General features: G+C 59.9%; 21 protein-coding genes and 1 tRNA gene. 12 read left to right on the top strand and 10 right to left on the bottom strand.

Annotated elements, in window-relative coordinates; translation table 11 throughout:
- The first annotated feature begins 11 nt into the window (after positions 1–11).
- Positions 12–1,229, top strand: a complete 1,218-nt coding sequence (locus FV139_RS14510) for a serine hydrolase domain-containing protein (RefSeq protein WP_148069176.1) — start codon at positions 12–14, stop codon at positions 1,227–1,229.
- 186 nt (positions 1,230–1,415) lie between these two features.
- The gene (locus FV139_RS14505; protein WP_148069175.1) at positions 1,416–3,530 is read left to right on the top strand and encodes a TonB-dependent receptor family protein; all 2,115 of its coding nucleotides are present in this window, start codon (positions 1,416–1,418) and stop codon (positions 3,528–3,530) included.
- 20 nt (positions 3,531–3,550) lie between these two features.
- On the opposite strand, the gene FV139_RS14500 is transcribed toward FV139_RS14505, so the two are convergent.
- Together FV139_RS14500 and greB are read right to left on the bottom strand one after the other, a co-directional pair.
- A complete protein-coding gene (locus FV139_RS14500; protein ID WP_148069174.1) occupies positions 3,551–4,888 on the bottom strand; it encodes an MFS transporter in 1,338 nt (445 codons plus the stop codon).
- A gap of 65 nt (positions 4,889–4,953) precedes the next feature.
- A complete protein-coding gene (gene greB / locus FV139_RS14495) occupies positions 4,954–5,460 on the bottom strand; it encodes a transcription elongation factor GreB (RefSeq protein ID WP_148069173.1) in 507 nt (168 codons plus the stop codon).
- A 125-nt stretch (positions 5,461–5,585) separates the two neighbouring features.
- On the opposite strand from greB, the gene FV139_RS14490 reads away from it, so the two are divergent.
- From FV139_RS14490 to FV139_RS14455, 8 genes are all read left to right on the top strand, one after another.
- Positions 5,586–6,446, top strand: a complete 861-nt coding sequence (locus FV139_RS14490) for a M23 family metallopeptidase (protein ID WP_148069172.1) — start codon at positions 5,586–5,588, stop codon at positions 6,444–6,446.
- Between the two features lie 103 nt (positions 6,447–6,549).
- Positions 6,550–6,735 (top strand): Trm112 family protein, encoded by a 186-nt coding sequence (locus tag FV139_RS14485; RefSeq protein WP_148065446.1) that lies wholly within the window; start codon positions 6,550–6,552, stop codon positions 6,733–6,735.
- Between the two features lie 41 nt (positions 6,736–6,776).
- Complete coding sequence (locus tag FV139_RS14480) at positions 6,777–7,124, top strand: histidine triad nucleotide-binding protein (protein ID WP_148069171.1); 348 nt, start codon at positions 6,777–6,779, stop codon at positions 7,122–7,124.
- A 95-nt stretch (positions 7,125–7,219) separates the two neighbouring features.
- Positions 7,220–9,823 carry an alanine--tRNA ligase gene (gene alaS, locus FV139_RS14475; protein WP_148069170.1) on the top strand — a complete coding sequence of 868 codons (2,604 nt, stop codon included), beginning with the start codon at positions 7,220–7,222 and terminating at the stop codon, positions 9,821–9,823.
- A 110-nt stretch (positions 9,824–9,933) separates the two neighbouring features.
- Positions 9,934–11,175, top strand: a complete 1,242-nt coding sequence (locus FV139_RS14470; RefSeq protein WP_148069169.1) for an aspartate kinase — start codon at positions 9,934–9,936, stop codon at positions 11,173–11,175.
- Between the two features lie 174 nt (positions 11,176–11,349).
- Positions 11,350–11,550 (top strand): carbon storage regulator CsrA, encoded by a 201-nt coding sequence (gene csrA, locus FV139_RS14465; RefSeq protein WP_148069168.1) that lies wholly within the window; start codon positions 11,350–11,352, stop codon positions 11,548–11,550.
- 123 nt (positions 11,551–11,673) lie between these two features.
- Positions 11,674–11,763 (top strand) — tRNA-Ser (locus FV139_RS14460).
- Between the two features lie 287 nt (positions 11,764–12,050).
- Entirely contained in the window at positions 12,051–12,452 is a 402-nt protein-coding gene (locus FV139_RS14455) for an MbcA/ParS/Xre antitoxin family protein (protein WP_148069167.1), read from the top strand.
- Positions 12,453–12,486: 34 nt separating this feature from the next.
- Here the strand turns inward: FV139_RS14455 and FV139_RS14450 are convergent, their stop codons facing one another.
- Complete coding sequence (locus tag FV139_RS14450; RefSeq protein ID WP_148069166.1) at positions 12,487–12,828, bottom strand: type II toxin-antitoxin system HicB family antitoxin; 342 nt, start codon at positions 12,826–12,828, stop codon at positions 12,487–12,489.
- Entirely contained in the window at positions 12,825–13,079 is a 255-nt protein-coding gene (locus FV139_RS21395) for a type II toxin-antitoxin system HicA family toxin (protein WP_148069165.1), read from the bottom strand. Before FV139_RS21395 ends, FV139_RS14450 begins: the two co-directional genes overlap by 4 nt.
- Positions 13,080–13,189: 110 nt before the next feature.
- On the opposite strand from FV139_RS21395, the gene FV139_RS14440 reads away from it, so the two are divergent.
- Positions 13,190–15,598: a TOTE conflict system archaeo-eukaryotic primase domain-containing protein gene (locus FV139_RS14440; RefSeq protein WP_213004134.1), complete on the top strand. Its 2,409-nt coding sequence runs from the start codon at positions 13,190–13,192 to the stop codon at positions 15,596–15,598.
- A gap of 79 nt (positions 15,599–15,677) precedes the next feature.
- On the opposite strand, the gene FV139_RS14435 is transcribed toward FV139_RS14440, so the two are convergent.
- Together FV139_RS14435 and FV139_RS14430 are read right to left on the bottom strand one after the other, a co-directional pair.
- Positions 15,678–15,965: a type II toxin-antitoxin system RelE/ParE family toxin gene (locus FV139_RS14435; protein ID WP_148069164.1), complete on the bottom strand. Its 288-nt coding sequence runs from the start codon at positions 15,963–15,965 to the stop codon at positions 15,678–15,680.
- Positions 15,952–16,191, bottom strand: coding sequence for a ribbon-helix-helix domain-containing protein (locus FV139_RS14430; RefSeq protein ID WP_148069163.1), 240 nt, complete (start codon positions 16,189–16,191; stop codon positions 15,952–15,954). The genes FV139_RS14435 and FV139_RS14430 overlap by 14 nt, the downstream gene beginning before the upstream one ends.
- A 169-nt stretch (positions 16,192–16,360) precedes the next feature.
- Between FV139_RS14430 and FV139_RS21075 the strand changes: the two genes are divergently transcribed.
- Complete coding sequence (locus FV139_RS21075) at positions 16,361–16,507, top strand: hypothetical protein (RefSeq protein WP_187276556.1); 147 nt, start codon at positions 16,361–16,363, stop codon at positions 16,505–16,507.
- A gap of 226 nt (positions 16,508–16,733) precedes the next feature.
- Here FV139_RS21075 and FV139_RS14425 read toward each other — a convergent pair whose 3' ends face one another.
- From FV139_RS14425 to FV139_RS14410, 4 genes are all read right to left on the bottom strand, one after another.
- Positions 16,734–17,990: a type II toxin-antitoxin system HipA family toxin gene (locus tag FV139_RS14425; protein WP_148069162.1), complete on the bottom strand. Its 1,257-nt coding sequence runs from the start codon at positions 17,988–17,990 to the stop codon at positions 16,734–16,736.
- Positions 17,983–18,267: a helix-turn-helix domain-containing protein gene (locus FV139_RS14420; protein ID WP_148069161.1), complete on the bottom strand. Its 285-nt coding sequence runs from the start codon at positions 18,265–18,267 to the stop codon at positions 17,983–17,985. The genes FV139_RS14425 and FV139_RS14420 overlap by 8 nt, the downstream gene beginning before the upstream one ends.
- A gap of 520 nt (positions 18,268–18,787) precedes the next feature.
- The gene (locus tag FV139_RS14415) at positions 18,788–20,083 is read right to left on the bottom strand and encodes a type II toxin-antitoxin system HipA family toxin (protein WP_235898660.1); all 1,296 of its coding nucleotides are present in this window, start codon (positions 20,081–20,083) and stop codon (positions 18,788–18,790) included.
- Positions 20,070–20,408 carry a helix-turn-helix domain-containing protein gene (locus tag FV139_RS14410; protein WP_148069160.1) on the bottom strand — a complete coding sequence of 113 codons (339 nt, stop codon included), beginning with the start codon at positions 20,406–20,408 and terminating at the stop codon, positions 20,070–20,072. The genes FV139_RS14415 and FV139_RS14410 overlap by 14 nt, the downstream gene beginning before the upstream one ends.
- Positions 20,409–20,493 lie beyond the last annotated feature (85 nt).

The raw sequence follows: 20,493 nt of genomic DNA, 5'->3' as shown, positions 1-20,493 counted from the left end.
GAGGACACACCATGGAGCTGGTCACACCAGAAAGCATCGGCCTGGACAGCCGCCAACTGGGCCGGGTAGGGGAGCACCTGCGCCGCGCCTACATCGAGCCCGGCAAGATCCCCGGCTGCATCAGCCTGGTGGCCCGGGCCGGCAAGGTCGGCTACCTGGATATCGCCGGGCAGCGGGACATCGCCCGCGGCGAGCCGATGACCGAGGACACGGTCTTTCGCATCTACTCCATGACCAAGCCCATCACCTCCCTGGCCCTGATGACCCTGTACGAGCGCGGGCTGTTCGCGATCGATGACCCGGTGTACCGCTTCATTCCCGAATTCCGCCAGCTGGCGGTACGCAAGGCCGGCTCCTACCCCCTGTTCGAAACGGTACCCTGCCAGCGGCCGATGACCATTCGCGACCTGCTTACCCACACCTCGGGCCTGACTTACGACTTCCTGCGCGAGTCCAACATCGATTACGCCTACCGCAAACTGCAGGTGGGCAATCCGGCGCCGGGGTATACCCTGAAGGACATGATCGGCCAGCTGGCCCAACTGCCGCTGGAGTTCTCCCCCGGGGAGTGCTGGAATTATTCACTGGCCACCGATGTTTGCGGTTACCTGGTAGAGGTGCTCAGCGGCAAGCCGCTGCCGGAATACCTGGACGAAGTGTTGTTCCAGCCGCTCGGCATGCGCGATACCACCTTCAATGTGCGACCGGAGCAGGTGCCGCGGCTGGCCAGCTGCTACGAGCGCAATGCCAAAAAAGAGCTGGTGATGAACGATGATGGCCAGGCCACCCAGTTCAGTGAGCGTAGCTTCTTCTCCGGTGGTGGCGGCCTGTTGTCCACGGCCAGCGACTACTACCGCTTCTGCCAGATGCTGCTCAACGGCGGTACCCTCGACGGCCAGCGCATCATCGGCTCACGTACCCTGAATTTCATGACCCGCAACCACCTGCCGGGTGATGTGGACCTGGCGGAGTTCGCCACCGGCAGTTTCAGTGAAACCGCCTACGAGGGGGTGGGCTTCGGCCTCGGTTTTGCCACCAAGCTGGATCCGGTGGCTAATGGCTACCCCGGTTCCGCGGGCAGCTTCTTCTGGGGCGGGCTCGCCAGCACCCTGTTCTGGGTGGACCCGGAGGAGGACCTGACCGTGCTGTTCCTGACCCAGCTGATGCCCTCCAGTACCTTTAACTTCCGCGGTCAGCTGGAGGCACTGATCTACGCGGCGCTGGAGTAGCCAGCGCCCGAGTGGCTTCTGCGTCGCTGCCCGGCGGCGCTTTACAAATATTTACAATTCGTATTGTTAATGAGAATCCTACGCATTACCCTTCGCGTGTATCGCTAAATCACACTATAAGGGCTGTGCCACCGGCAGCGGGGCGCTCCCGACCGCAAGAATGCAGTACCCAGTGGGGGGAATACTATGCACAAGCGCCTTCTCGCGCTCGCCGTGGCGAGCCTCATGCCGTCTGCCTGGGCCCAGGTGGCCCTGGAAGAAGTGAGTATTGTTGGCACCCGTGAGGTGGCCCGGACCCTGCCCGGTTCCGGCGCCCTGGTCGACGCGGAGCAGATCCGTATCGAGGCCGCCAACGACATTAACCAGCTGCTCAAGACCGTACCCGGTATCTACATCCAGGAAGAGGACGGTTATGGCCTGCGGCCGAATATCGGCATCCGCGGCGCCACGTCCGAGCGCGCCGGCAAAATTACCCTGATGGAAGACGGCGTGCTGATCGCCCCCGCTCCGTACTCCAATCCTGAGGCTTACTACTTCCCCACCGCCCTGCGCATGCACAGCGTGGAAGTGCTGAAAGGCGCCCCCTTGCTGCGTTACGGCCCGCAGACCACTGGCGGGGTGGTCAATATGGTTTCCACCCCGATCCCCGAGCAAAACACCGGTTCGGTCAACTTCCGCTACGGCCAGAATGCCGAAGCAGACCTGCTGGCGTCCTTCGGTGGCCGCTCCGGCGCCTTCGGTTTCCTGCTGGAGACGGCCCAGCGCCGCAGCGACGGCTTCAAGGACATCGACCGCAGCAACCAGGATTCCGGCTACAAGATCGAGGACTACCTGGTGAAACTGGGCTGGGAGGGCGAGCGCCAGAGCCTGCTGCTGAAGGCCCAGTACTCCACGGAAGTGTCCGACGAGACCTACCTCGGCCTGACCGATGCCGACTTCGACCGCGACCCGGACCGCCGCTACGGCCTGTCCCGCATCGACGAAATGGACAACGACCACAAGGGCTACAACCTGACCTACCGGCTCGACCTGAATGAGCGGGTGAACCTGTCGGCCACCGCTTACTACAACGAGTTCGCCCGGGACTGGTTCAAGCTGGGTGGCGGTAGCGCCTTTATCAACGCCGCCAATGCCGGAGACCAGGTAGCCCAGGGCGTGCTGGAAGGCACCGTGGACGCCACCGGCCTGGCCTACAAGCACAACAACCGCGAGTACGAGTCCCGCGGCATCGACGTGAATTTCGACGTGGACCTCGGCGCCCACCAGCTGGCCGTGGGCGGCCGGGTGCACGAAGATGAAATGGACCGTTACCAGCCGGAAGAGATCTTCAACCAGGTCGACGGCGAGCTGGTCTTTGTGGAGATCGATGAGCCCACCGGCAGCGACAACCGTCAGGAAGAGGCGGAAGCCCTCAGCCTGTGGCTGGTGGATACTTGGCAGGTATCTTCTGCGCTGCAGATGAACCTGGCCCTGCGCTACGAGGACGTTGAGTCCCGCCGCCGCCAGTACGCCACCCCCGACCGCTCCGACGCCCCCAGCCGTCGCGGTAACGACAGCGACGAGTGGCTGCCCGGCGTGTCCTTCACCTACGACCTGACGGATGCATGGCACATTCTGGCCGGTGTGCACCGCGGCTTTTCCCCTCTCGGTGGCGGCGCTACCGCCAACGAAGATCCGGAAACCAGCGTCAACTGGGAAGCGGGCTTCCGTTACGACGGTGCCTGGTTCGTGGAGGCCATCGGTTTCTACAGCGACTTCGACAACAAGACCGAGAACTGCTCCAACGCCAGCCCCTGCAGTAACGGTGCAACGTCTGGCACCTTCAATACCGGTGAAGCCGTGATCCAGGGCCTCGAGCTGCAGCTCGGCACGGCACTCGAAGCGGGGAGCCTGAACATTCCCCTGCACCTGATGTACACCTACACCGACGCCACCGTCAGTGACGACAACCCCACCCAGGGCTTCGAGGACGGCGACCAACTGGCTTCGGTACCCGAGAACACCTTCAGCCTGCGCGCGGGTATCGAGACCGCCATGGGCTGGAACAACTACCTGGTGGCCAAGTACATCGACGAGCTGTGCATGGATATCGGCTGCAACAACGGCGGTGACCGTTTCGACCGCTCCGAGGACCTGTTCGTGGTGGACTACATCAGCCGCCTGGAATACACCCCGGCGATGTCGGTGTACTTCAAGCTGGAAAATGCCTTCGACGAGCGGGCGATTGTGTCCCGTCAGCCCGATGGTGCCCGGCCCAACAAGCCGCGTACGGCGTCGGTGGGGGTGGAGTGGACCTTCTGATCGCCGCGGCGAGGCAGAGTTTAGCCTGCTGCTGACTCCGCGGCCCGGTAGGCCCTGAGGCTGGCAAAGGCCAGCAGCGCGGCCGCCGGGCACACCAGCAACGGCAGCAGGGCCAGCGACTGGTTCAGCGCGCCCTCATCGCGAAACAGGAAGTCGGTGAGGGCCGCCACCGCCGACGGCCCCAGCGCCAGGCCAAAAAAATTGGTGCAGAACAACAGCAGGGCAGAGGCCTGGGCGCGCATGGCGTTGGGGGTGATGAACTGCAGCGCCGCCACACCTACCCCGTAATAGGCATTGAGGCAGAACACGATCGGCCCGGCTGCCAGCAGGGCCAGGGTGGCGGAGGGCGCCAGGGGGCCAAGGCTCGCGGGCACAATCCACAGCAAGGCGATCAGCCCGATCAGGCGCACCGGGGCATCAAGGTAGCCGCGCCGTATCAGCGGTTGCACACACCAGCCAGCCGCCACGGTGCCCAGGCTGCCGGCCACCAGGAACAGGGTGCCGAACTGGCCGCCGGCTGCGCTTCGGGGCAGCTCGAAGCTGCGGATCAGAAACTCCGGGTACCAGGCCATGGTGCCGTAGCCGAGCACCGCCAGCAGCGACAGCGGCCCGATAATCCCCAGGTAGGCCAGCCAGTGGCGGCGGAACTGCCCGACCACCTCACCCAGGCCGATACTGCTACCCGCAGGGTTCTGCGCCGAGCCCGCTGCAGCACCGGCCCCTTCTGCCGCAAGCCCGCGTGGCGGCTCTTTCAACAGCATCAGCAGCGCCGTCAGTAGCAGCCCGGGTGCGCCCACCGCAATGAACGTCATCTGCCAGGCAGATACGGCGCCGAACAGGGGCAGGTGGATTGGCCCCATCCCGGCAAACCAGGCGTAAGCCGCGCCACCCAGCACGTAGGCCAGCCCCCCGCCCAGGGTGATCCCCAGGCTGTAAATGGCCAGGGCCCGGGCCAGCTTGTCTTTCGGGAACAGGTCGCTCAGCAGTGAGAACGCGGCGGGGGACAGGGCGGCTTCACCCACGCCCACACCCACCCGGGCCAGGAACAGGCTGCCAAAGCTGCGCGCGGCCCCGCACAGGCAGGTCATCAAACTCCACAGGAAAATACCGGTGCTGATGATCCACACCCGGTTGTGGCGGTCTGCCAGGCGGGCGATGGGCAGTCCCAGCACAATGTAGAACATGGAGAAGGCAAAGCCGTGCAGCAGGCTGTACTGGAAGTCGCTGATGGCGAATTCCTCACGGATCGGGCCAATCAGTACCGCCATCACATTGCGATCGACAAAGGACAGGATGTACGCCAGCAGCAACAGGAGCAGGGCGTAATTGGCCTGCCGGGGTTTGGGGGTGGATGGCAAAGTGGCGCTCCTGCTTCTTATTATGGGTGAGTAGGGTTGGCGCGGTACGCGCGGATACCCCGAATTCAGCCGGAGGGACGGTAGCGGATCTCCGTGATGATAAAACTGCGCTCCCCGGTGGGGCTGCGCACCGTCACCTCGTCATCCAGCCTGCGCCCCAGCAGGGCCCGGGCCATGGGCGAATCCATGCTGAGCTTGCCGGCAGCCAGGTCGAACTCATCCGGGCCGACAATGCGCCATTCCTGCTCCTCGCCGTGGTCGTCTTCCAGGGTCACCCACGCGCCGAAGAACACCTTTTCGGTGTCATCCGGGCTGCGGTCCACCACCTTGACCTCGTCCAGGCGCTTGTTGAGGAAGCGCACCCGGGAATCGATTTCCCGCAGGCGGCGCTTGCCGTAGATGTAGTCACCGTTCTCCGAACGGTCGCCGTTCTTGGCCGCCTCGTGCACGGCCTGGGTGACGGTGGGGCGCTCCACTTTCCACAGTTGATGCAATTCCGCCCGCAGGGCGGCTTCGCCCTCGGGGGTGATGTAGGCTGAGCCGCGGCGGCGCGGCGGTCGGTATCTGCTCATGGCGGGCATGATAGCGCCGGCGGTGCCGGGCGCGCCAGCAGCCTCATAGAATGGCGTAAAGGTGGACGCGGCGGGGCTGGGGCTGGTAGAAGGGGGACCACAATGCTGCGAGCTCAGGAGTGCTCATGCCTTCACGAATCCGGACCCGCGCTGTGGCCGCGGTCCTTGCCATTGCCAGCCTGTGGCATGGTAGTGCACTGGCCAGCTGCCTCGACTGGCAGGGCAGCCTGCGCCAGGGCGGGCTGGTGTGGGCACGGGTGACCCCGGGTACCGGGGTGCAACTGGCGGGCGAAGCACTGGACGTGCTCGCAGACGGTACCGTGTTTGCCGGTTTTGGCCGCGATGCCCCCGCCACGGCCGCGCTCAAACTGACCGGTAACACGGCTTGCAGTGAAATCCTGACTGTGGTCCAGCGCGACTATGACATCCAGCGAGTGGAAGGTGTCCCCCAGCGTACGGTCACGCCATCGCCGGAGCACCGGGCCCGCATTGCCCGGGAGCAGGAGCTGGTGGGAGCCGCCAAAGCCCGCAACCTGCAACGCGATGACCTGCTGGAGGCCGCGTTAACCGGTTTCCAGTGGCCCGTGACCGGCCCTATCTCCGGTGTGTATGGGAGCCAGCGCATCTACAACGGTGAACCCCGCAGCCCCCACTACGGGGTGGACGTAGCGGTGGCCACTGGCACCATCGTGCGGGCGCCGGCCGCGGGGGTGGTGACCCTGGCGGAACCCGACCTGTTCTACTCCGGCGGCACCATCATCCTGGACCACGGCTACCGGCTGTCGTCCTCCTTTTTACACCTGAGCAAGGTGCGGGTGGCGGTGGGGCAGGAGGTGGCCCCTGGGGACATTATCGGTGAGGTGGGCGCCACCGGCCGCGCCACCGGCCCCCACCTGGACTGGCGCATGAGCTGGCGTGGACACCGGATTGACCCGCAACTGCTGGTGCCGCCCATGGCTGAACCGGCGGCCTTGCCGGGAGGCTGAGGGCAGCTTGAGGGCTGGTTGAGGAGAGAGCCGCGCGAGGCACTGCCACCGGGTGATAAAACCCGTATAATGGCCGCCCATTTTTTGACCCGCAGAGGCCGTCATGATTGACGACAAGCTGTTGAGCATCCTGGTGTGCCCGGTGAGCAAGGCACCCGTGGAGTACGACCGCGAGAAAGAAGAACTGGTGTGCAAGGCCTCCGGCCTGGCTTACCCGGTGCGCGACGGCATCCCGGTCATGCTGGAAAGTGAGGCGCGCCAGCTCACTGCCGACGAAAAACTCGGCTGATCCAGGCTCACCACCCACCCCCATCCCAGGCAGAGGCACCCATGTCAGAGACCATTTTCGGCAAGATCATCAGCGGCGAAATCCCCACCGACTTCCTCTATGAAGACGAACATTGCGTGGCGATCAAGGACATCAATCCCCTGGCCCCGGTGCACGTACTGGTGATTCCGAAGAAGGCCATTGAGAAGCTGTCCGATGCCGAGCCGGACGACCAGGCCCTGTTGGGGCACCTGATGCTGGCCGCGGGCAAGGTGGCAAAGCAACTGGGGGTGGATGACGCCTTCCGCCTGATAGTGAACAACGGCAGCGGCGCGGGCCAGACCGTGTTTCACCTGCACCTGCACATCCTGGCGGGGTCTACCCTGTCCGAATCGCGCATGCTGGGCTGAGCCCGGGAATTTTTCCAAAGCGACTTTTTATTACGCCCGTCAGAGACTTTTTTAAGCCCGTCAGAGACCATTAACGAGCCCGTCAGAGACCTTTTATGAAGACCGTAGAGATACGCGAAGCTTTCCTCAGCTACTTTGAACGCCAGGGCCACATCCGGGTGCCCTCCAGCTCGCTGGTACCCGGCAACGACCCGACCCTGCTGTTCACCAACGCGGGGATGAACCAGTTCAAGGACACCTTCCTGGGGACGGACCCGCGCGCGTATAACCGGGCCACCAGTAGCCAGCGCTGCGTGCGCGCCGGCGGCAAGCACAACGACCTCGAGAACGTGGGCTACACCGCCCGCCACCACACCTTCTTCGAGATGCTGGGCAACTTCAGCTTTGGCGACTACTTCAAGCGCGATGCTATCCGTTTTGCCTGGGAGTTTCTCACCGAGGAGCTGAAACTGCCGAAAGAGCGCCTGTGGGTCACCTGCCACGTCTCCGACGACGAGGCGGAGCAGATCTGGATCGAGGAGATCGGCTTCCCGAAAGAGCGCATCTCCCGGCTGGACGAGGACAACTTCTGGCAGATGGGCGACACCGGCCCCTGCGGCCCCTGTTCCGAGATTTTCTACGACCACGGCCCGGACGTGCCCGGCGGCCCCCCCGGCAGCCCGGATGACGACCTGGATCGCTACATCGAGATCTGGAACCTGGTGTTCATGCAGTTCAATCGCGACGCCAGCGGTGAAATGAACCCGCTGCCGGCGCCCTCGGTGGATACCGGCATGGGCCTGGAGCGCATCGCCGCGGTGATGCAGGGCGTACACAGCAACTACCAGATTGACCTGTTCCAGGCGCTGATCAACGCCGCCGCCGATGTGCTCGGCGTGGCCGATCGCGAGCATGCCTCCCTCAAGGTGATTGCCGACCACATCCGCTCCTGCGCCTTCCTGATCTGCGACGGTGTGATGCCGGGCAACGAAGGCCGTGGCTACGTGCTGCGCCGCATCATTCGTCGCGCCGTGCGCCACGGCAACAAGCTGGGGGCCACCGGGCCCTTCTTCTACAAGCTGGTGGCCACCCTGGCTGCCGAGATGGGCGAGGCCTACCCCGAGCTGGTGAAACTGCAGGCGCAGGTGGAAAAAGCCCTGCTCACCGAGGAAGAGCAGTTCGCCAAGACCCTCGACAACGGCCTGCAGATTCTCAACGAGGCCCTGGAAGGCCTGGCCCGCACTGAAATCCCCGGCGACGTGGTGTTCAAACTCTACGACACCTACGGCTTCCCGGTGGACCTGACCAACGACATCGCCCGCGAGCGCGGCCTGACCCTGGACATTGCCGGCTACGACGCCGCGATGGACGAGCAGCGCACCCGCTCCCAGGAGGGCGGCAGCTTCAAGGTGGATTACAACGACATCCTGAAGCTGGACGGCAGCACGACCTTTACCGGCTATGAGTCGCTGGTGGGTGAGGGCACCGTGACCGCTTTGCTGAAAGACGGCGAGCCCGTCGAGCAGCTGGGCACCGACGATACCGGCGTGGTGGTGCTGGACAGCACCCCGTTCTACGGTGAGTCCGGTGGCCAGGCCGGCGACACCGGCTACCTGAGTGCCGACGGCCTGCGCCTGGAAGTGACCGACACCACCAAGGCCCAGGGCCACCACCTGCACCACGTGAAGGTACTGGAAGGCACCCTGACGACAGGTGCCAGCCTGCAGGCCCAGGTCGATTCCAGCGTGCGCCAGCGCACCCGCCTCAATCACTCCGCCACTCACCTGCTGCACGCGGCCCTGCGCACTGTGCTCGGTGACCACGTGACCCAGAAGGGCTCACTGGTGGATTCCGAGCGCCTGCGCTTCGACTTCTCCCACTTCGAGGGCGTGAAGCCGGAAGAGCTGAAAACCATCGAGCAGATGGTGAACGCCCAGATTCGCGCCAACACCCCGGTCTCCACCCGCCTGATGAGCATGGAAGAAGCCATGGAGGCCGGCGCCATGGCCCTGTTTGGCGAGAAGTACGGTGACGAAGTGCGCGTACTGGCCATGGGTGAGGACAACTTCTCGGTGGAACTGTGTGGCGGTACCCACGTGGACCGCACCGGCGACATCGGCCTGATGCGCATCACCTCCGAATCTGGCGTGGCCTCTGGCGTGCGCCGTATCGAAGCCGTGACCGGCGCCGGCGCCCTGACGGTTATCGACAGCCTGGATGCCCAGCTGACCCAGGTCTGTGACGCCGTCAAAGGCACCCGAGACAACGTGGCCGCCAAGGTCAGCGCCCTGCGCGCGGAAACCCGCGAGCTGGAAAAGGAAGTGGCCCGCCTCAAGCAGAAGCTGGCGACCTCCGCCGGTGGCGACCTCACCAGTGCCGCGGTTGAGGTGGACGGGGTGAAAGTCCTGGCCGCCAACGTGGAGGGCGGTGACGCCAAGTCCCTGCGCGACACCCTGGACCAGTGCAAGAACAAGCTCGGCAGTGGGGTGATCCTGCTGGCGGCGGTGGACGGCGACAAGATCGCCCTGGCCGCAGGCGTGACCAAGGACCTGACCGGTCGGGTGAAGGCCGGCGACCTGATGAAAGAGTTTGCCGGACGCCTCGGTGGCAAGGGCGGCGGTCGCCCGGACATGGCCCAGGGCGGTGGCACCGATGTGGGCGCCCTGGCGGATACGCTGAAGGCGGTACCCGACTGGGTGGCGGCGAGCCTGGCCGGCTGACCCGCCGGCCTAAAGGGGCACCCCGTCGCAAACTGCACTATTGCCGGTTTTCAAGGGCGCACTATTGTTGTTTAATGCAGCCCCTTTGATTCCGGGCCCTGAGTGAGCACATGAGCCTGATCGTACAAAAATTCGGCGGTACCTCGGTGGGTAGCATCGAGCGTATCGAGCAAGTTGCCGACAAAGTGTCCCGCTTCCGGGCGGAAGGGCACGACGTTGTTGTGGTGGTGTCCGCCATGAGCGGCGAGACCAATCGCCTGATCGCCCTGGCGCACCAGATCCAGGACCGCCCGGTACCCCGGGAAATGGACGTGCTGGTGTCCACCGGTGAGCAGGTGACCACGGCGTTGCTGTCCATGGCACTGAACAAGCGCGGCGTGAAAGCCAAGAGCTACAACGGTAGCCAGGTGCGTATTCTCACTGACGACGCCCACACCAAGGCCCGCATCCGCGACATCGACGACGAGCGCCTGCATGCCGACCTGGACAAGGGGTACGTCGTGGTCGTGGCCGGTTTCCAGGGGGTGGATGAGCACGGCAATATCACCACCCTGGGTCGCGGCGGTTCGGATACGACGGCGGTGGCGCTGGCAGCGGCCCTCAAGGCCGACGAATGCCAGATCTATACCGACGTCGACGGCGTATACACCACCGACCCGCGCATGGTGGATGGCGCCCGGCGTCTGGACCGCATCACCTTCGAGGAAATGCTGGAAATGGCCAGCATGGGCTCCAAGGTACTGCAGATTCGCGCCGTGGAATTTGCCGGCAAGTACAACGTTCCGCTGCGGGTCCTGCACAGCTTTGAGGAAGGCCCGGGCACACTGATTGCGCTGGAGGACAGTTCGCAAATGGAAACTCCAACAATTGCAGGCATCGCCTTCAACCGCGACGAGGCCAAGCTCACTGTAGTGGGCGTGCCCGACATGCCCGGTATTGCCCACCGCATTCTCGGCCCTATTGGCGAGGCCAACATCGAAGTGGACGTGATCGTGCAGAACGTGGAGCACGACAACACTACCGACTTTACCTTCACCGTATCCCGCGGCGATCTTGCCCGCGCCGAAGAAGTCCTCAAGAAAGTGGCCGAGGACATCAACGCTGAAGAAGTTCGCTCCGACAACAAAATCGCCAAAGTCTCCATTGTCGGTGTGGGCATGCGTTCCCACGCCGGTGTTGCCAGCCAGGCCTTCGCCGCCCTGGCGGAAGTCGGCATCAATATCCAGATGATCACCACCTCTGAAATCAAGATTTCGGTGATCATCGAAGAGAAGTTCCTCGAACTGGCCGTGCGTTCACTGCATTCGTCATTTGGCCTGTCCAAGGAACCTCAGAACGAATCACCTGCCTAATACCCACGGAAGGCGGATTCGGATTCAGGGTCCAGTTTTGCTATCTTGTAAAACTGAACTACAACTAGGTTATTGGAAGTACTTGGTTTGCCCCACGCCACCAGGATCGGTGGCGGGTAGCACGTTGCGTTATATCCACAACCCAACAGGCCCAAGACTGGAGAAAAGGACATTATGCTCATCTTGACACGCAGGGTTGGAGAATCACTGATGGTCGGCGACGAAATCACCGTTACCGTCCTTGGTGTCAAAGGCAACCAGGTGCGCATCGGCGTGAACGCGCCGCGTGATGTAGCAGTGCACCGTGAAGAGATCTACAACCGGATCCAGGACGGCGAAACGGACGCACCCAAAAAAGAAGAATCTTCCCGCTAAAGCCCCCGCAAGGCTTTGAATTCATAGCCATTGTGGTATGATGCCGCGCCTGTGTTGAAGGGCGGTATGCCAAGGGAATATCGCAGATTTCCCCAGACGGAAATTCATCGACACAGACAATCCGGAGAGCTGGCCGAGTGGCTGAAGGCGCACCCCTGCTAAGGGTGTATAGGTTAATCCCTATCGAGGGTTCGAATCCCTCGCTCTCCGCCACTTTTCTCTGTAAGTTATTGAAGTTACAGGAAAATATATCATGTCAATTTCCCGTGGGACCAAATTGGGACCATCGACTCGAAAATTCTAAATCCCACCGACCTGATTTTCAGCACCAGTCGCGGCACAAATTTTCTTTCTGTACGCATAGTCCAACGCGGTACTCCTCTTATCCGTATTTTTGAATGCTTGAAAGGCGGTGTTCCTGGCTACCTGAAATAGTAACGTTGGACTGATCGTTGTTAATTCAATAACGATACGGTAGAGAATGCGAACAGGAGAAAAGCATGGTTATTCAAGCCGAACGTCTGTTGCACCTTGATTCAAATGTCACTGGCTCACTGCTGCCGGCGATACTCAAAATCTTCAGCCAATGGCGCCTTACCGCTGCACAGCAATTAATCCTGTTGGGGCTTGGCAGTGAGGAGACTCTGTGCAACTGGAAGAGCCAGCCGGATAAGGCCAAGCTAACGGGGGATCAACTGGAGCGGACCAGTTACATTCTGGGAATATTCAAGTCCCTTCAGGTTCTGCTGCCCGAGCAGACGCAGGCTGACCGGTGGCTAGCTACCCCGAACGACAATCCACTGTTCAAAGGTACAAAACCACTGGATCACATGCTGGCCGGTCAGGTGAGCGATCTGGCGGTAGTTCGAAATTTTCTCGATGCGGAAAGGGGCGGTTGCTGATCGCAGAAAATGTAGGAGGGTAAGAGTACACACCTCAAGCACTGTCTTTGAGTTCGTGCTCCAACGCCTTCTCCACCAGTTTATTCAGACTGATTCCTGCAGCTCGGGCTACCTGCACAGCCTCTTCATGCAATTGCGGATCAACTCGAACATTGAAACGGCCTGAGTAGTCCTTCTTCACAGGCAGACCCCGCTCCTCGCAGACGGCTATAAACTCCTTGAGGGAGCGTTCAGCTTCCCGCTTCAGGCCCTTTACGCTGTCTGAGAAAAAATCAGCGCCACCGTTGAGGCCAACGAATTCACCGCGAAACATTTCGATATCCGGGTCATAGTCAACTGTTGCCCGAAACCCATTTACTTCCATCATCTTGATCATGGCGTTACCCCGTGACTTTCCAGCCATTTCTTTACACTTGCCACAGCGCCTTTGTCAGTATCAGGACTGGGGTGTGGCCTGTGGAATACCCGCACCTCGTTTTTCCAAACCACTGCTACGCGGCTTCCAGCTCTTTCTTCAACTTCAGCGCCCAGTGCCTGCAGTAAGGACTCGATCTCCTTCCACGGAATCGAGCCGCTTACAGGGCGGGAGTATATCCTCGTGAGAGTACGGTGCTGTCGTTTGTTCATCTCGAATATGGTACTGAATATTAGTACTATTGCAAGCGGTCCGAAAATTACATGTTCGCTATGCTCTAAACTGTAAGTAGATCAGTATTTCTGCGGCTGGAGGATGAAGATTGGAAATTGATCCGGCTGAAGTTGATGAGGCGACTGCCGAGACAGAACTGGAGGTCATTGAAGCCAGGCTCATGGCCCTTGAGTTGGAAAGGCAGTCGCTGCTTGAACGCAAACGGCAACTTGTTGCCATGGAGCGGGTCAACGATCGGACGGTGCCGGCCATCGAAGTGCCGGTGTCGACGGGCGACAAAATTGCATTGTTTCGTAGTTTGTTCCGCGGGCGGGACGACGTTCACGCATTGCGCTGGGAGAACACTCAGGGGCGTCGAGGTTATGCCCTGGCCTGCGAAAATGAGTGGCGCCAGGGGATCTGTTACAAACCGAAGGTCAAGTGTGGAGACTGTCGCCACCAGGCTTTCCTTCCTCTGGATGATCGCGCGGTCTATGCGCATTTGTCCGGGAAGAAAACCGTCGGGGTGTATCCGCTACTGCGCGACGATCAGACCTGGATTCTGGCCGTCGATTTCGACAAAAGTGACTGGCAACAGACGGTACGGGCCTTCTGCCGCGTCTGTGAAGAACATGGCGTACCTTGTTCGGTGGAGCGCTCCCGTTCCGGTGAGGGTGCCCATGTCTGGCTGTTCTTTACTCAGCCGGTGCCGGCGGTGCGCGCACGTCGATTGGGATTTGCAATTTTGGACCGGGCGATGGATCAACATGCCGGCCTCTCCTTTGAGTCCTATGATCGTCTGTTTCCTAACCAGGATACGCTACCAGAGGCCGGGTTTGGCAATCTGATTGCGCTCCCCTTGCAACAGGGGCCGAGGCAATTGGGGAACTCGGTATTCGTCGATGTACACTTCGAGCCATTCGTTGACCAGTGGGCCTACCTTGCCGGTGTCAGGAAAATAGAACCGGAACAGATAGAACAGTGTTTGAGCCGCCTGCAGGATCCTGGCATATCTGACTACGATACGAAGCCCTGGGAGCAGGGACTGCCGGTGTCTAAAGTCGCTATTACCGGTTGCCCCAACGCCATTGAGGTTACGCTGGCGAACCGTCTGTACCTGCCGGTGGAGACGCTACCACAAGGGTTACTCGCACGACTGAAACGCCTCGCGAGCTTCTCCAACCCGGTGTTTTTCAAAACCCAGGCTCTACGATTTTCTACTCAGGGCATACCGCGTTTTATCAGCCTGGCGCAGATCGAGCAAGGTTTCTTATCCGTGCCACGCGGATGCATGGACGAAGTGCTGGCATTACTCGCAGAACATCGGATTTCGGTAACTATTGATGATAAGCGGATGAGTGGCAGGCGATTACGGGGACTGCAGTTCAAGGGCCGTCTACGGCCTGAACAGACGAAAGCGGTATCGGCGCTCGCCAAGCACGAGACTGGTCTCCTGCACGCCCCGACCGCGTTCGGAAAAACCGTGACGGCTATCGGATTGATCCATAAACGTAAGGTCAATACGCTTATCCTGGTCCACAGTCGGCAGCTTCTCGATCAGTGGAAAGAGCGACTGGAGGTGTTCCTGGAAGGCTGCGATATTGGAGTCATTGGTGGTGGTAAGCGAAAACCCAGTGGAGCGATCGATATTGCGACCTATCAGAGTATGCTCGATCGTAAAACTAACGCTGTCGACCCGCGGCTGTTTGATTACGGCCAGATCATAGTGGATGAATGTCACCACATTGCCGCTCCCAGGTATGAGGCACTAATCAGTGAGGCACGGGCGAAATATCTCGCCGGTATAACAGCGACGCCCCATCGGCAGGATGGTCATCAATCGCTGATTTTCATGTTGGCCGGTCCAATCCGGTACGCGGTCAAAGATGATCAACGCCATACTTTTGAGCAGCGTGTAATAGTCCGTCGTGTTCATCGGGCGCCACCACAGGAACTTTCCATTCCAGAGAGTCGGCCGCATATTGCGGACATCTACCGTTGGCTGACACTGGACGATGAACGGAACCAATTAATCATTGGAGACGTGGTCGCTGCGGTATCGGAGGGGCGCAACCCATTACTTTTGACTGAGCGCCGGGAGCATGCCTCGCTGTTGGCGGATCGCCTTCGAGAGCTTGGTGTCTCCTGCCAGGTACTGAGAGGAGCCATGGGCGTCAAAGAGCGAAACGCCGCGATGGCAGCCTTGGACACTACCCAAGTTCTGATTGCTACAGGGAAGTATATCGGGGAGGGCTTTGATCTCCCGCGGCTTGATACATTGTTCCTGTGCCTACCGATTTCCTGGAAGGGCTCGCTCGCGCAATACGCAGGGCGGATTCACCGGCAGTTTGTGGATAAGGACACGGTGCGGATCTACGACTACCTCGATACCACCATCCCGACACTGGAGCGTATGTTCGGGCGTCGGGAAAAAGCGTATGCGGCCCTTGGCTATTCCATCGCTGATGGGGCGGCACAAGCTCAGTTTCAGGCGAACTTACCCCTCCCGCCTCAGTAATATGATCCTGGTCGCAACGGGTACCGAATTTGTTGGGTTTTCCTGCAGCATTTATCAATGTTGTAATACTAATCGTTGGTCAGAGCCACTGATCCAGATCCTGCTGCCCAATAATGGCCATTATTTCCACGGTTTCGCCCTGAACCCGATAATAGATGCTGTCGATTCCGCACACGCTGCGCCGGTACCCGGCTCGGATTTCGTCCACGGCTGGATATGAGAATGGTTGTGCTGCGAGCTGTTGGAATCGATCAAAAAACGCGTTGAAGTAGATATCGGCCTGTTCTTCTCCATACTCACGGAGCCCGCGCGCGTAAATGCGTTTTAAATCGGACTTCGCATCTTCCGTGAGTCTATAGGTCCCCATTGTGCCGCGCTTCCGCTTTGGCTTCAGCGAGTATCTCCGCTCTTCCCTGACTGGTGAATTGGCTACTTTCCGCGTGGATGAGCCTGGCACGTATGGCCTCGATCTCCCGTGCCTTGCGGATGAGATCGTTGATAACCTCACTCTTGCTCGAAAATTCTTTGCTCTCGACCTGCGCTCGGAGCCATTCGTCGTTAGGTGGTGTGAAGGAAATACTTTGTCTGGACATCTCGCGGCCTCCGGATATGCGTGGTGTAAATATGCACCAATTATGCGCCTGTATCGATGGGTGTCAATGCTGGGTTGCTACCAGGGAACCTCGCTTGAAACGCGTGACTACGACAGGGCTATAATCGAAAGTGAGCGACTCATGGTGAGGTGCGACGGGTTTCGTGTTGATGACGGTATGCATGGAAGGCTTTGCCAGTACCTACCTTGATGAAGCCCGGGGGCATGTGCGGCTGGATCCGGGGCTGGATTTTGGGACCACCATGGGACCACGCGAGCGCCTTTTCATGCCACCCCACGCCCAGCCCAATTTCTAAGTCTTTGATTTTAAGGGCGTGGGAGAGCAAGGACTTGGTTCGAACCCCGGGACGCCGGCCGCTCCGCTTCGACAAACTCGCCCCAGGGGCGATTTTGAGACGAGCCGCAAAGCGGCGAAGATCGTGCGCGACCCCGGCCGAGGGGCACAACGGCCCATAGGCCGTTGTGATCCATCCCTCGCGGAGGTAGGCGAATGTATTCTCTACTCGTTGAGAACATTGCCAATCACACTGATTCTTCGATCATGCGCCGACACTGTTTCATCACGATCTGTTCGATCCGCTGAAGCGCGGCGTAGTCCCCGTACAGTCTTTCGAAAGCTTCTCGAGTGGGTTGCAGTTGTTCCAGTAGTTGAGCCGCGACATCCTGAACCTGATCCTGGAGAAATCGAGGGCGCACGCCACAATGTTGCGCAAGTGTGTCCCAGTGTTTCCGGGAAACGACACCGGGATTGCGTTCCTCTCCAACGGAAAATGCCAGATGGTAGTCAATACGTTCGATGGCACGGGTGCAAACCAGGTCATAAAAAGGCGCTAAGCGAATTTCGCCGTTGGCCTGGTACAGCAGTGAAAGGTTTTTGGCGTGGCCATCCGAATTGCCCGCCAGTACGTTGAAGATTTGCCAGCGCAGCAAATGCTGCAGATCGTTGGCGGGATCACTGGAAACGTCCTGAACCAGCCGATAACAATCGGCGAAAGACGGACCGCCATCTGCCTGGTACTTGCGTTCGTGCCCTAAGCCTAATGCCTGGCAAAAATCCTCCTGATGCAGTCTCACAATCTGATTGCGCTCAGTGCCGTGCCGGTCGTAGCGTTCAATCAAGGCGTAGTGCGTATCTGCAATGGATCGCAGCTGGATGTCGACCACCGGCAAACCAATAGCGCCGGCCAGTAGTGTCGTGAAAGTTTCGTATGCGGGCAGGTGGCGGTAATCAGACAATTCGAACTTGAGGATATGGCTGGAAGGCGATTCTTTTTTAGGCAGCCAGTAAGCGCCATTCCTGACCAACAGCGGACACTTGTCTTGTGCTCCGGCCAGAGACAGTCGCGGGCGTTCGTTTGCGCTCCACGTGTGTACCTGACCACGACGTGCCACCAGATTGGCGAGATCTTCATCCGCGACCTTGTAGTACTCGTACTCAGTGGATGGTTGATGCTCCGCTTGCAATACGGACAATGCCCCTGCGCATTCGCCGCCAATGGCCCTGAGCAGATCAAAATCGGTATTGGCGATTTTTAGATCGCGAACAACCCGCTCGCGAACGCCACCCTCCGGCAGCAGGTTGGCGAAGAAGCGGTGGGCGAGCCCTTCTTCGGGCGTAGAAGCCTCGTGTTGCAGGGGCAAGGTATAGGAAATTGCAAACCCGCCCTGTGCCAGCCAGTCCTCTTCATAGCGAAAGCCGATCTGCCCCTGGGTATTGCGCCACAGGTAGCCGACAAGCCGTTGATCGCTCCAGACGTTGAGACCATCCGGATCAAGCATGGCTTCCTGCTTCGGGCTCGATTGGCGGTTTTAACGGAGCGTGCCCGCGGGGCTGGATGACCACTTCCAGGCCCAGGGTGCGTAGCGCTTTCAGCACTTTGCCCAGTTCGGCGGTTTCTTTGCCACGCTCGAATTCGGATAGAAAGCGGGTACTCAGGTTGCCCAGCCCCGAGATCGTTTCCAGCGTTAGCTTTCGCTGTTTCCGGTGAGCGCGCACCAGTTTACCGAGATCCTCAGCGGATCGGATTGCACCGTATTGCACCTGATCTTGAGTCATAATCTGTCCAGATAAACGAGCGTACGGTACAAATTAGCATGAGTATGGCGTTAAAGCAGTATATTAATACCGTACGTGACAAATATTAGGTTGCTGGCTTGCCTGAGCACATTTGTATCACGTGCGGTAAAAATAGATGGCCGCCAGTATAGAGCTACAGATTAGAGGCGTCGCGCGAGGACTTTGTTCGAACCCCCGGGATGCCGGCCGCCCACTCAGACCTCACAACTCATACCAGCGTTTTTAAAGAGAAGTTTGGCGGCCCCTATGGGAGTCACGGGCCGCCAGGGTTTCACCTTTTTAACAAACCATCCGTACTCCTTCGTCGAAAGTCACTGTACTGCCTCATGCGATCTCCATGTGGCCATACGTCGCCGTCTTGCTCCCTTGGTCCCGGCCGGGATATTCCTGCCACTCGTGCCTGCTTTTGTGACCAAGTGCACTAACACGCCCACCGCCTATAAGCAGTAAACGAAACACTGGCGATGATTGGCGACGACCCTGGCATTGATGCTCCGGGCTAGCTTTGCCAAGCTTGAAGTCCAACTGGCGCTCCTTCGAAAACAAACTCATTGAGGAACATGCGCTGACCGAACAGGTTGCGCTCTACCGTGGTCAATTCCGCTTCTTCACAGATGTCGCCCCAGGTACTTCGGATAACATTGAGTTGCCGCTTGATGATTCCTTTCGCTGCATCTCCATCGAGTTGAAAGTGAGGAGCGGCCTCAAGGCAGTTTGCCACTGTGCTCGCTCTGTTATCGCCAGCGATCAGCATGGCCTGGCTGGCCACATTACCCGTGCGGCTCTGAGGGCATATGTCATAGGCGGGTGTCAGGGACAATTGTTCTCCGTCCCAGAAAGCTGCGTGGTTGCGGGCATGATCGTCCGTGTTACCACACAGGATGTTAAATACCAGCCGGCCAAATAACTCGTGCAGGGTCGACTTTGGGGAGGTAAAGCGGTGCCGGATAATCTCCGCGAGGTCTTCGTAGCTGGCATAGCGCGCCATCATTTCATCGAGGCCGAAGAGGGTAAGCGCAGACATCATGAACTTGCGTGTCCAGCCATCCGCTGTTCGGGCGCGGTCAAATCGCTCAATCAGCAGCACATCTTTTCCAGCAGCGTGCGCAAGGCGGACCGGGGCGACGCTAAGCCCAACTTTTTCAGCAAGGCGCATGGCAACGTACTCAGCCTTCACCACGTTGTAGGTGTCCGTCGACGAGGAAAACTTGGCAATCAGTTTCCTGTCGCCATCCTCAAGTAGTGCTTTGGGGCGCGCACCCCCCAAAGAGGAGCCATGAAACAGAGCCTGATCCAGGTCGGGCGAGAGAGGGATCCCTTGTTCAACTTTCTCTGCGGCGCTCAAGAGCTCTTCGATTGTTGCTGTCTCCATCGTACGCGGCACGTATTCTGAGGGAGAGGGCTGGAAGTCGAGTGCGCCCACACGGTCTGATCCAGACGCCAGCAGGTAGGTCAACTCATTGAGTGCCGCCATGTCGATGTCCTTGCCTTTGCGCCCGAAGGTACGGTTCAGGATAACCCGGCGCCCCCATGCGTCCGGTGCAGAGTCGCGCAGGCAGCCGGCCATGTTCAGGCCGGTTTCGGGCGGAATCGCCCCGCGGCGTAGGGGCAATTCCGGGAGGTATATTGGCATGCAGTTATCGCGCTGCAGATAGCTTTGGCCGTAGTTAAAAATTAGCCGATCGCCGTCGCGAGAAACTCGCCCGGCGACCATAGGCTTTGTCGCGCCCGGTAGCCAAAGCCAGACGAAGGCTTCATCCGGCGCGTCCAATCGTGGACGCTCAGAAGTCATCATCGACCTGCTGCTTTTTCTTGCGGGCGGCTTGTGGGAGCAGGGTGAGTTTATTGTGCTCAACAGCCAGATGTCGTGTCAGTGTAGCCGGTTCGGCTTCAAAGAGGCGGAGCCCCAGAATCGCGGCCAGTTCAAATGCGACGCCGATGGATGTGCCCATTTCACCCTGCTCTATCCGGTGTACGAGGCCACGTGAAACTCCCGCGCGCTCGGCGATATCTGCCACCGTCAGGCCGCGCTCAATGCGTGCGTTACGAACCATTAATCCGAGAAGCTCGACAGCCTCTCGGGCGTATCGGGAATAGCTTCTGTGTGCGGGTTTTGCCATGGGCGATAGATCTATAAAAAGGTCATAATGGTATCTAATGCTTCATTTGTGAGTCATACTCGCAGTAAGTTGCCAGTTTGGCAAG

Origin of the sequence: Parahaliea maris (assembly GCF_008064665.1) — a bacterium.
Lineage (GTDB): Bacteria > Pseudomonadota > Gammaproteobacteria > Pseudomonadales > Halieaceae > Parahaliea > Parahaliea maris.
The sequence above is the reverse complement of the archived record's forward strand: the minus strand, read 5'-3'. Positions and strand labels throughout refer to the sequence as shown.

Coding starts and splice junctions, on each gene's coding strand:
- FV139_RS14510 (WP_148069176.1), top strand. CDS start 12: ATGGAGCTGGTCACACCAGAAAGCATCGGCCTGGACAGCCGCCAACTG.
- FV139_RS14505 (WP_148069175.1), top strand. CDS start 1,416: ATGCACAAGCGCCTTCTCGCGCTCGCCGTGGCGAGCCTCATGCCGTCT.
- greB (WP_148069173.1), bottom strand. CDS start 5,460: ATGAGCAGATACCGACCGCCGCGCCGCCGCGGCTCAGCCTACATCACC.
- FV139_RS14490 (WP_148069172.1), top strand. CDS start 5,586: ATGCCTTCACGAATCCGGACCCGCGCTGTGGCCGCGGTCCTTGCCATT.
- FV139_RS14485 (WP_148065446.1), top strand. CDS start 6,550: ATGATTGACGACAAGCTGTTGAGCATCCTGGTGTGCCCGGTGAGCAAG.
- FV139_RS14480 (WP_148069171.1), top strand. CDS start 6,777: ATGTCAGAGACCATTTTCGGCAAGATCATCAGCGGCGAAATCCCCACC.
- alaS (WP_148069170.1), top strand. CDS start 7,220: ATGAAGACCGTAGAGATACGCGAAGCTTTCCTCAGCTACTTTGAACGC.
- FV139_RS14470 (WP_148069169.1), top strand. CDS start 9,934: ATGAGCCTGATCGTACAAAAATTCGGCGGTACCTCGGTGGGTAGCATC.
- csrA (WP_148069168.1), top strand. CDS start 11,350: ATGCTCATCTTGACACGCAGGGTTGGAGAATCACTGATGGTCGGCGAC.
- FV139_RS14455 (WP_148069167.1), top strand. CDS start 12,051: ATGGTTATTCAAGCCGAACGTCTGTTGCACCTTGATTCAAATGTCACT.
- FV139_RS14450 (WP_148069166.1), bottom strand. CDS start 12,828: ATGATCAAGATGATGGAAGTAAATGGGTTTCGGGCAACAGTTGACTAT.
- FV139_RS21395 (WP_148069165.1), bottom strand. CDS start 13,079: ATGAACAAACGACAGCACCGTACTCTCACGAGGATATACTCCCGCCCT.
- FV139_RS14435 (WP_148069164.1), bottom strand. CDS start 15,965: ATGGGGACCTATAGACTCACGGAAGATGCGAAGTCCGATTTAAAACGC.
- FV139_RS14430 (WP_148069163.1), bottom strand. CDS start 16,191: ATGTCCAGACAAAGTATTTCCTTCACACCACCTAACGACGAATGGCTC.
- FV139_RS21075 (WP_187276556.1), top strand. CDS start 16,361: ATGACGGTATGCATGGAAGGCTTTGCCAGTACCTACCTTGATGAAGCC.
- FV139_RS14425 (WP_148069162.1), bottom strand. CDS start 17,990: ATGCTTGATCCGGATGGTCTCAACGTCTGGAGCGATCAACGGCTTGTC.
- FV139_RS14420 (WP_148069161.1), bottom strand. CDS start 18,267: ATGACTCAAGATCAGGTGCAATACGGTGCAATCCGATCCGCTGAGGAT.
- FV139_RS14415 (WP_235898660.1), bottom strand. CDS start 20,083: ATGATGACTTCTGAGCGTCCACGATTGGACGCGCCGGATGAAGCCTTC.
- FV139_RS14410 (WP_148069160.1), bottom strand. CDS start 20,408: ATGGCAAAACCCGCACACAGAAGCTATTCCCGATACGCCCGAGAGGCT.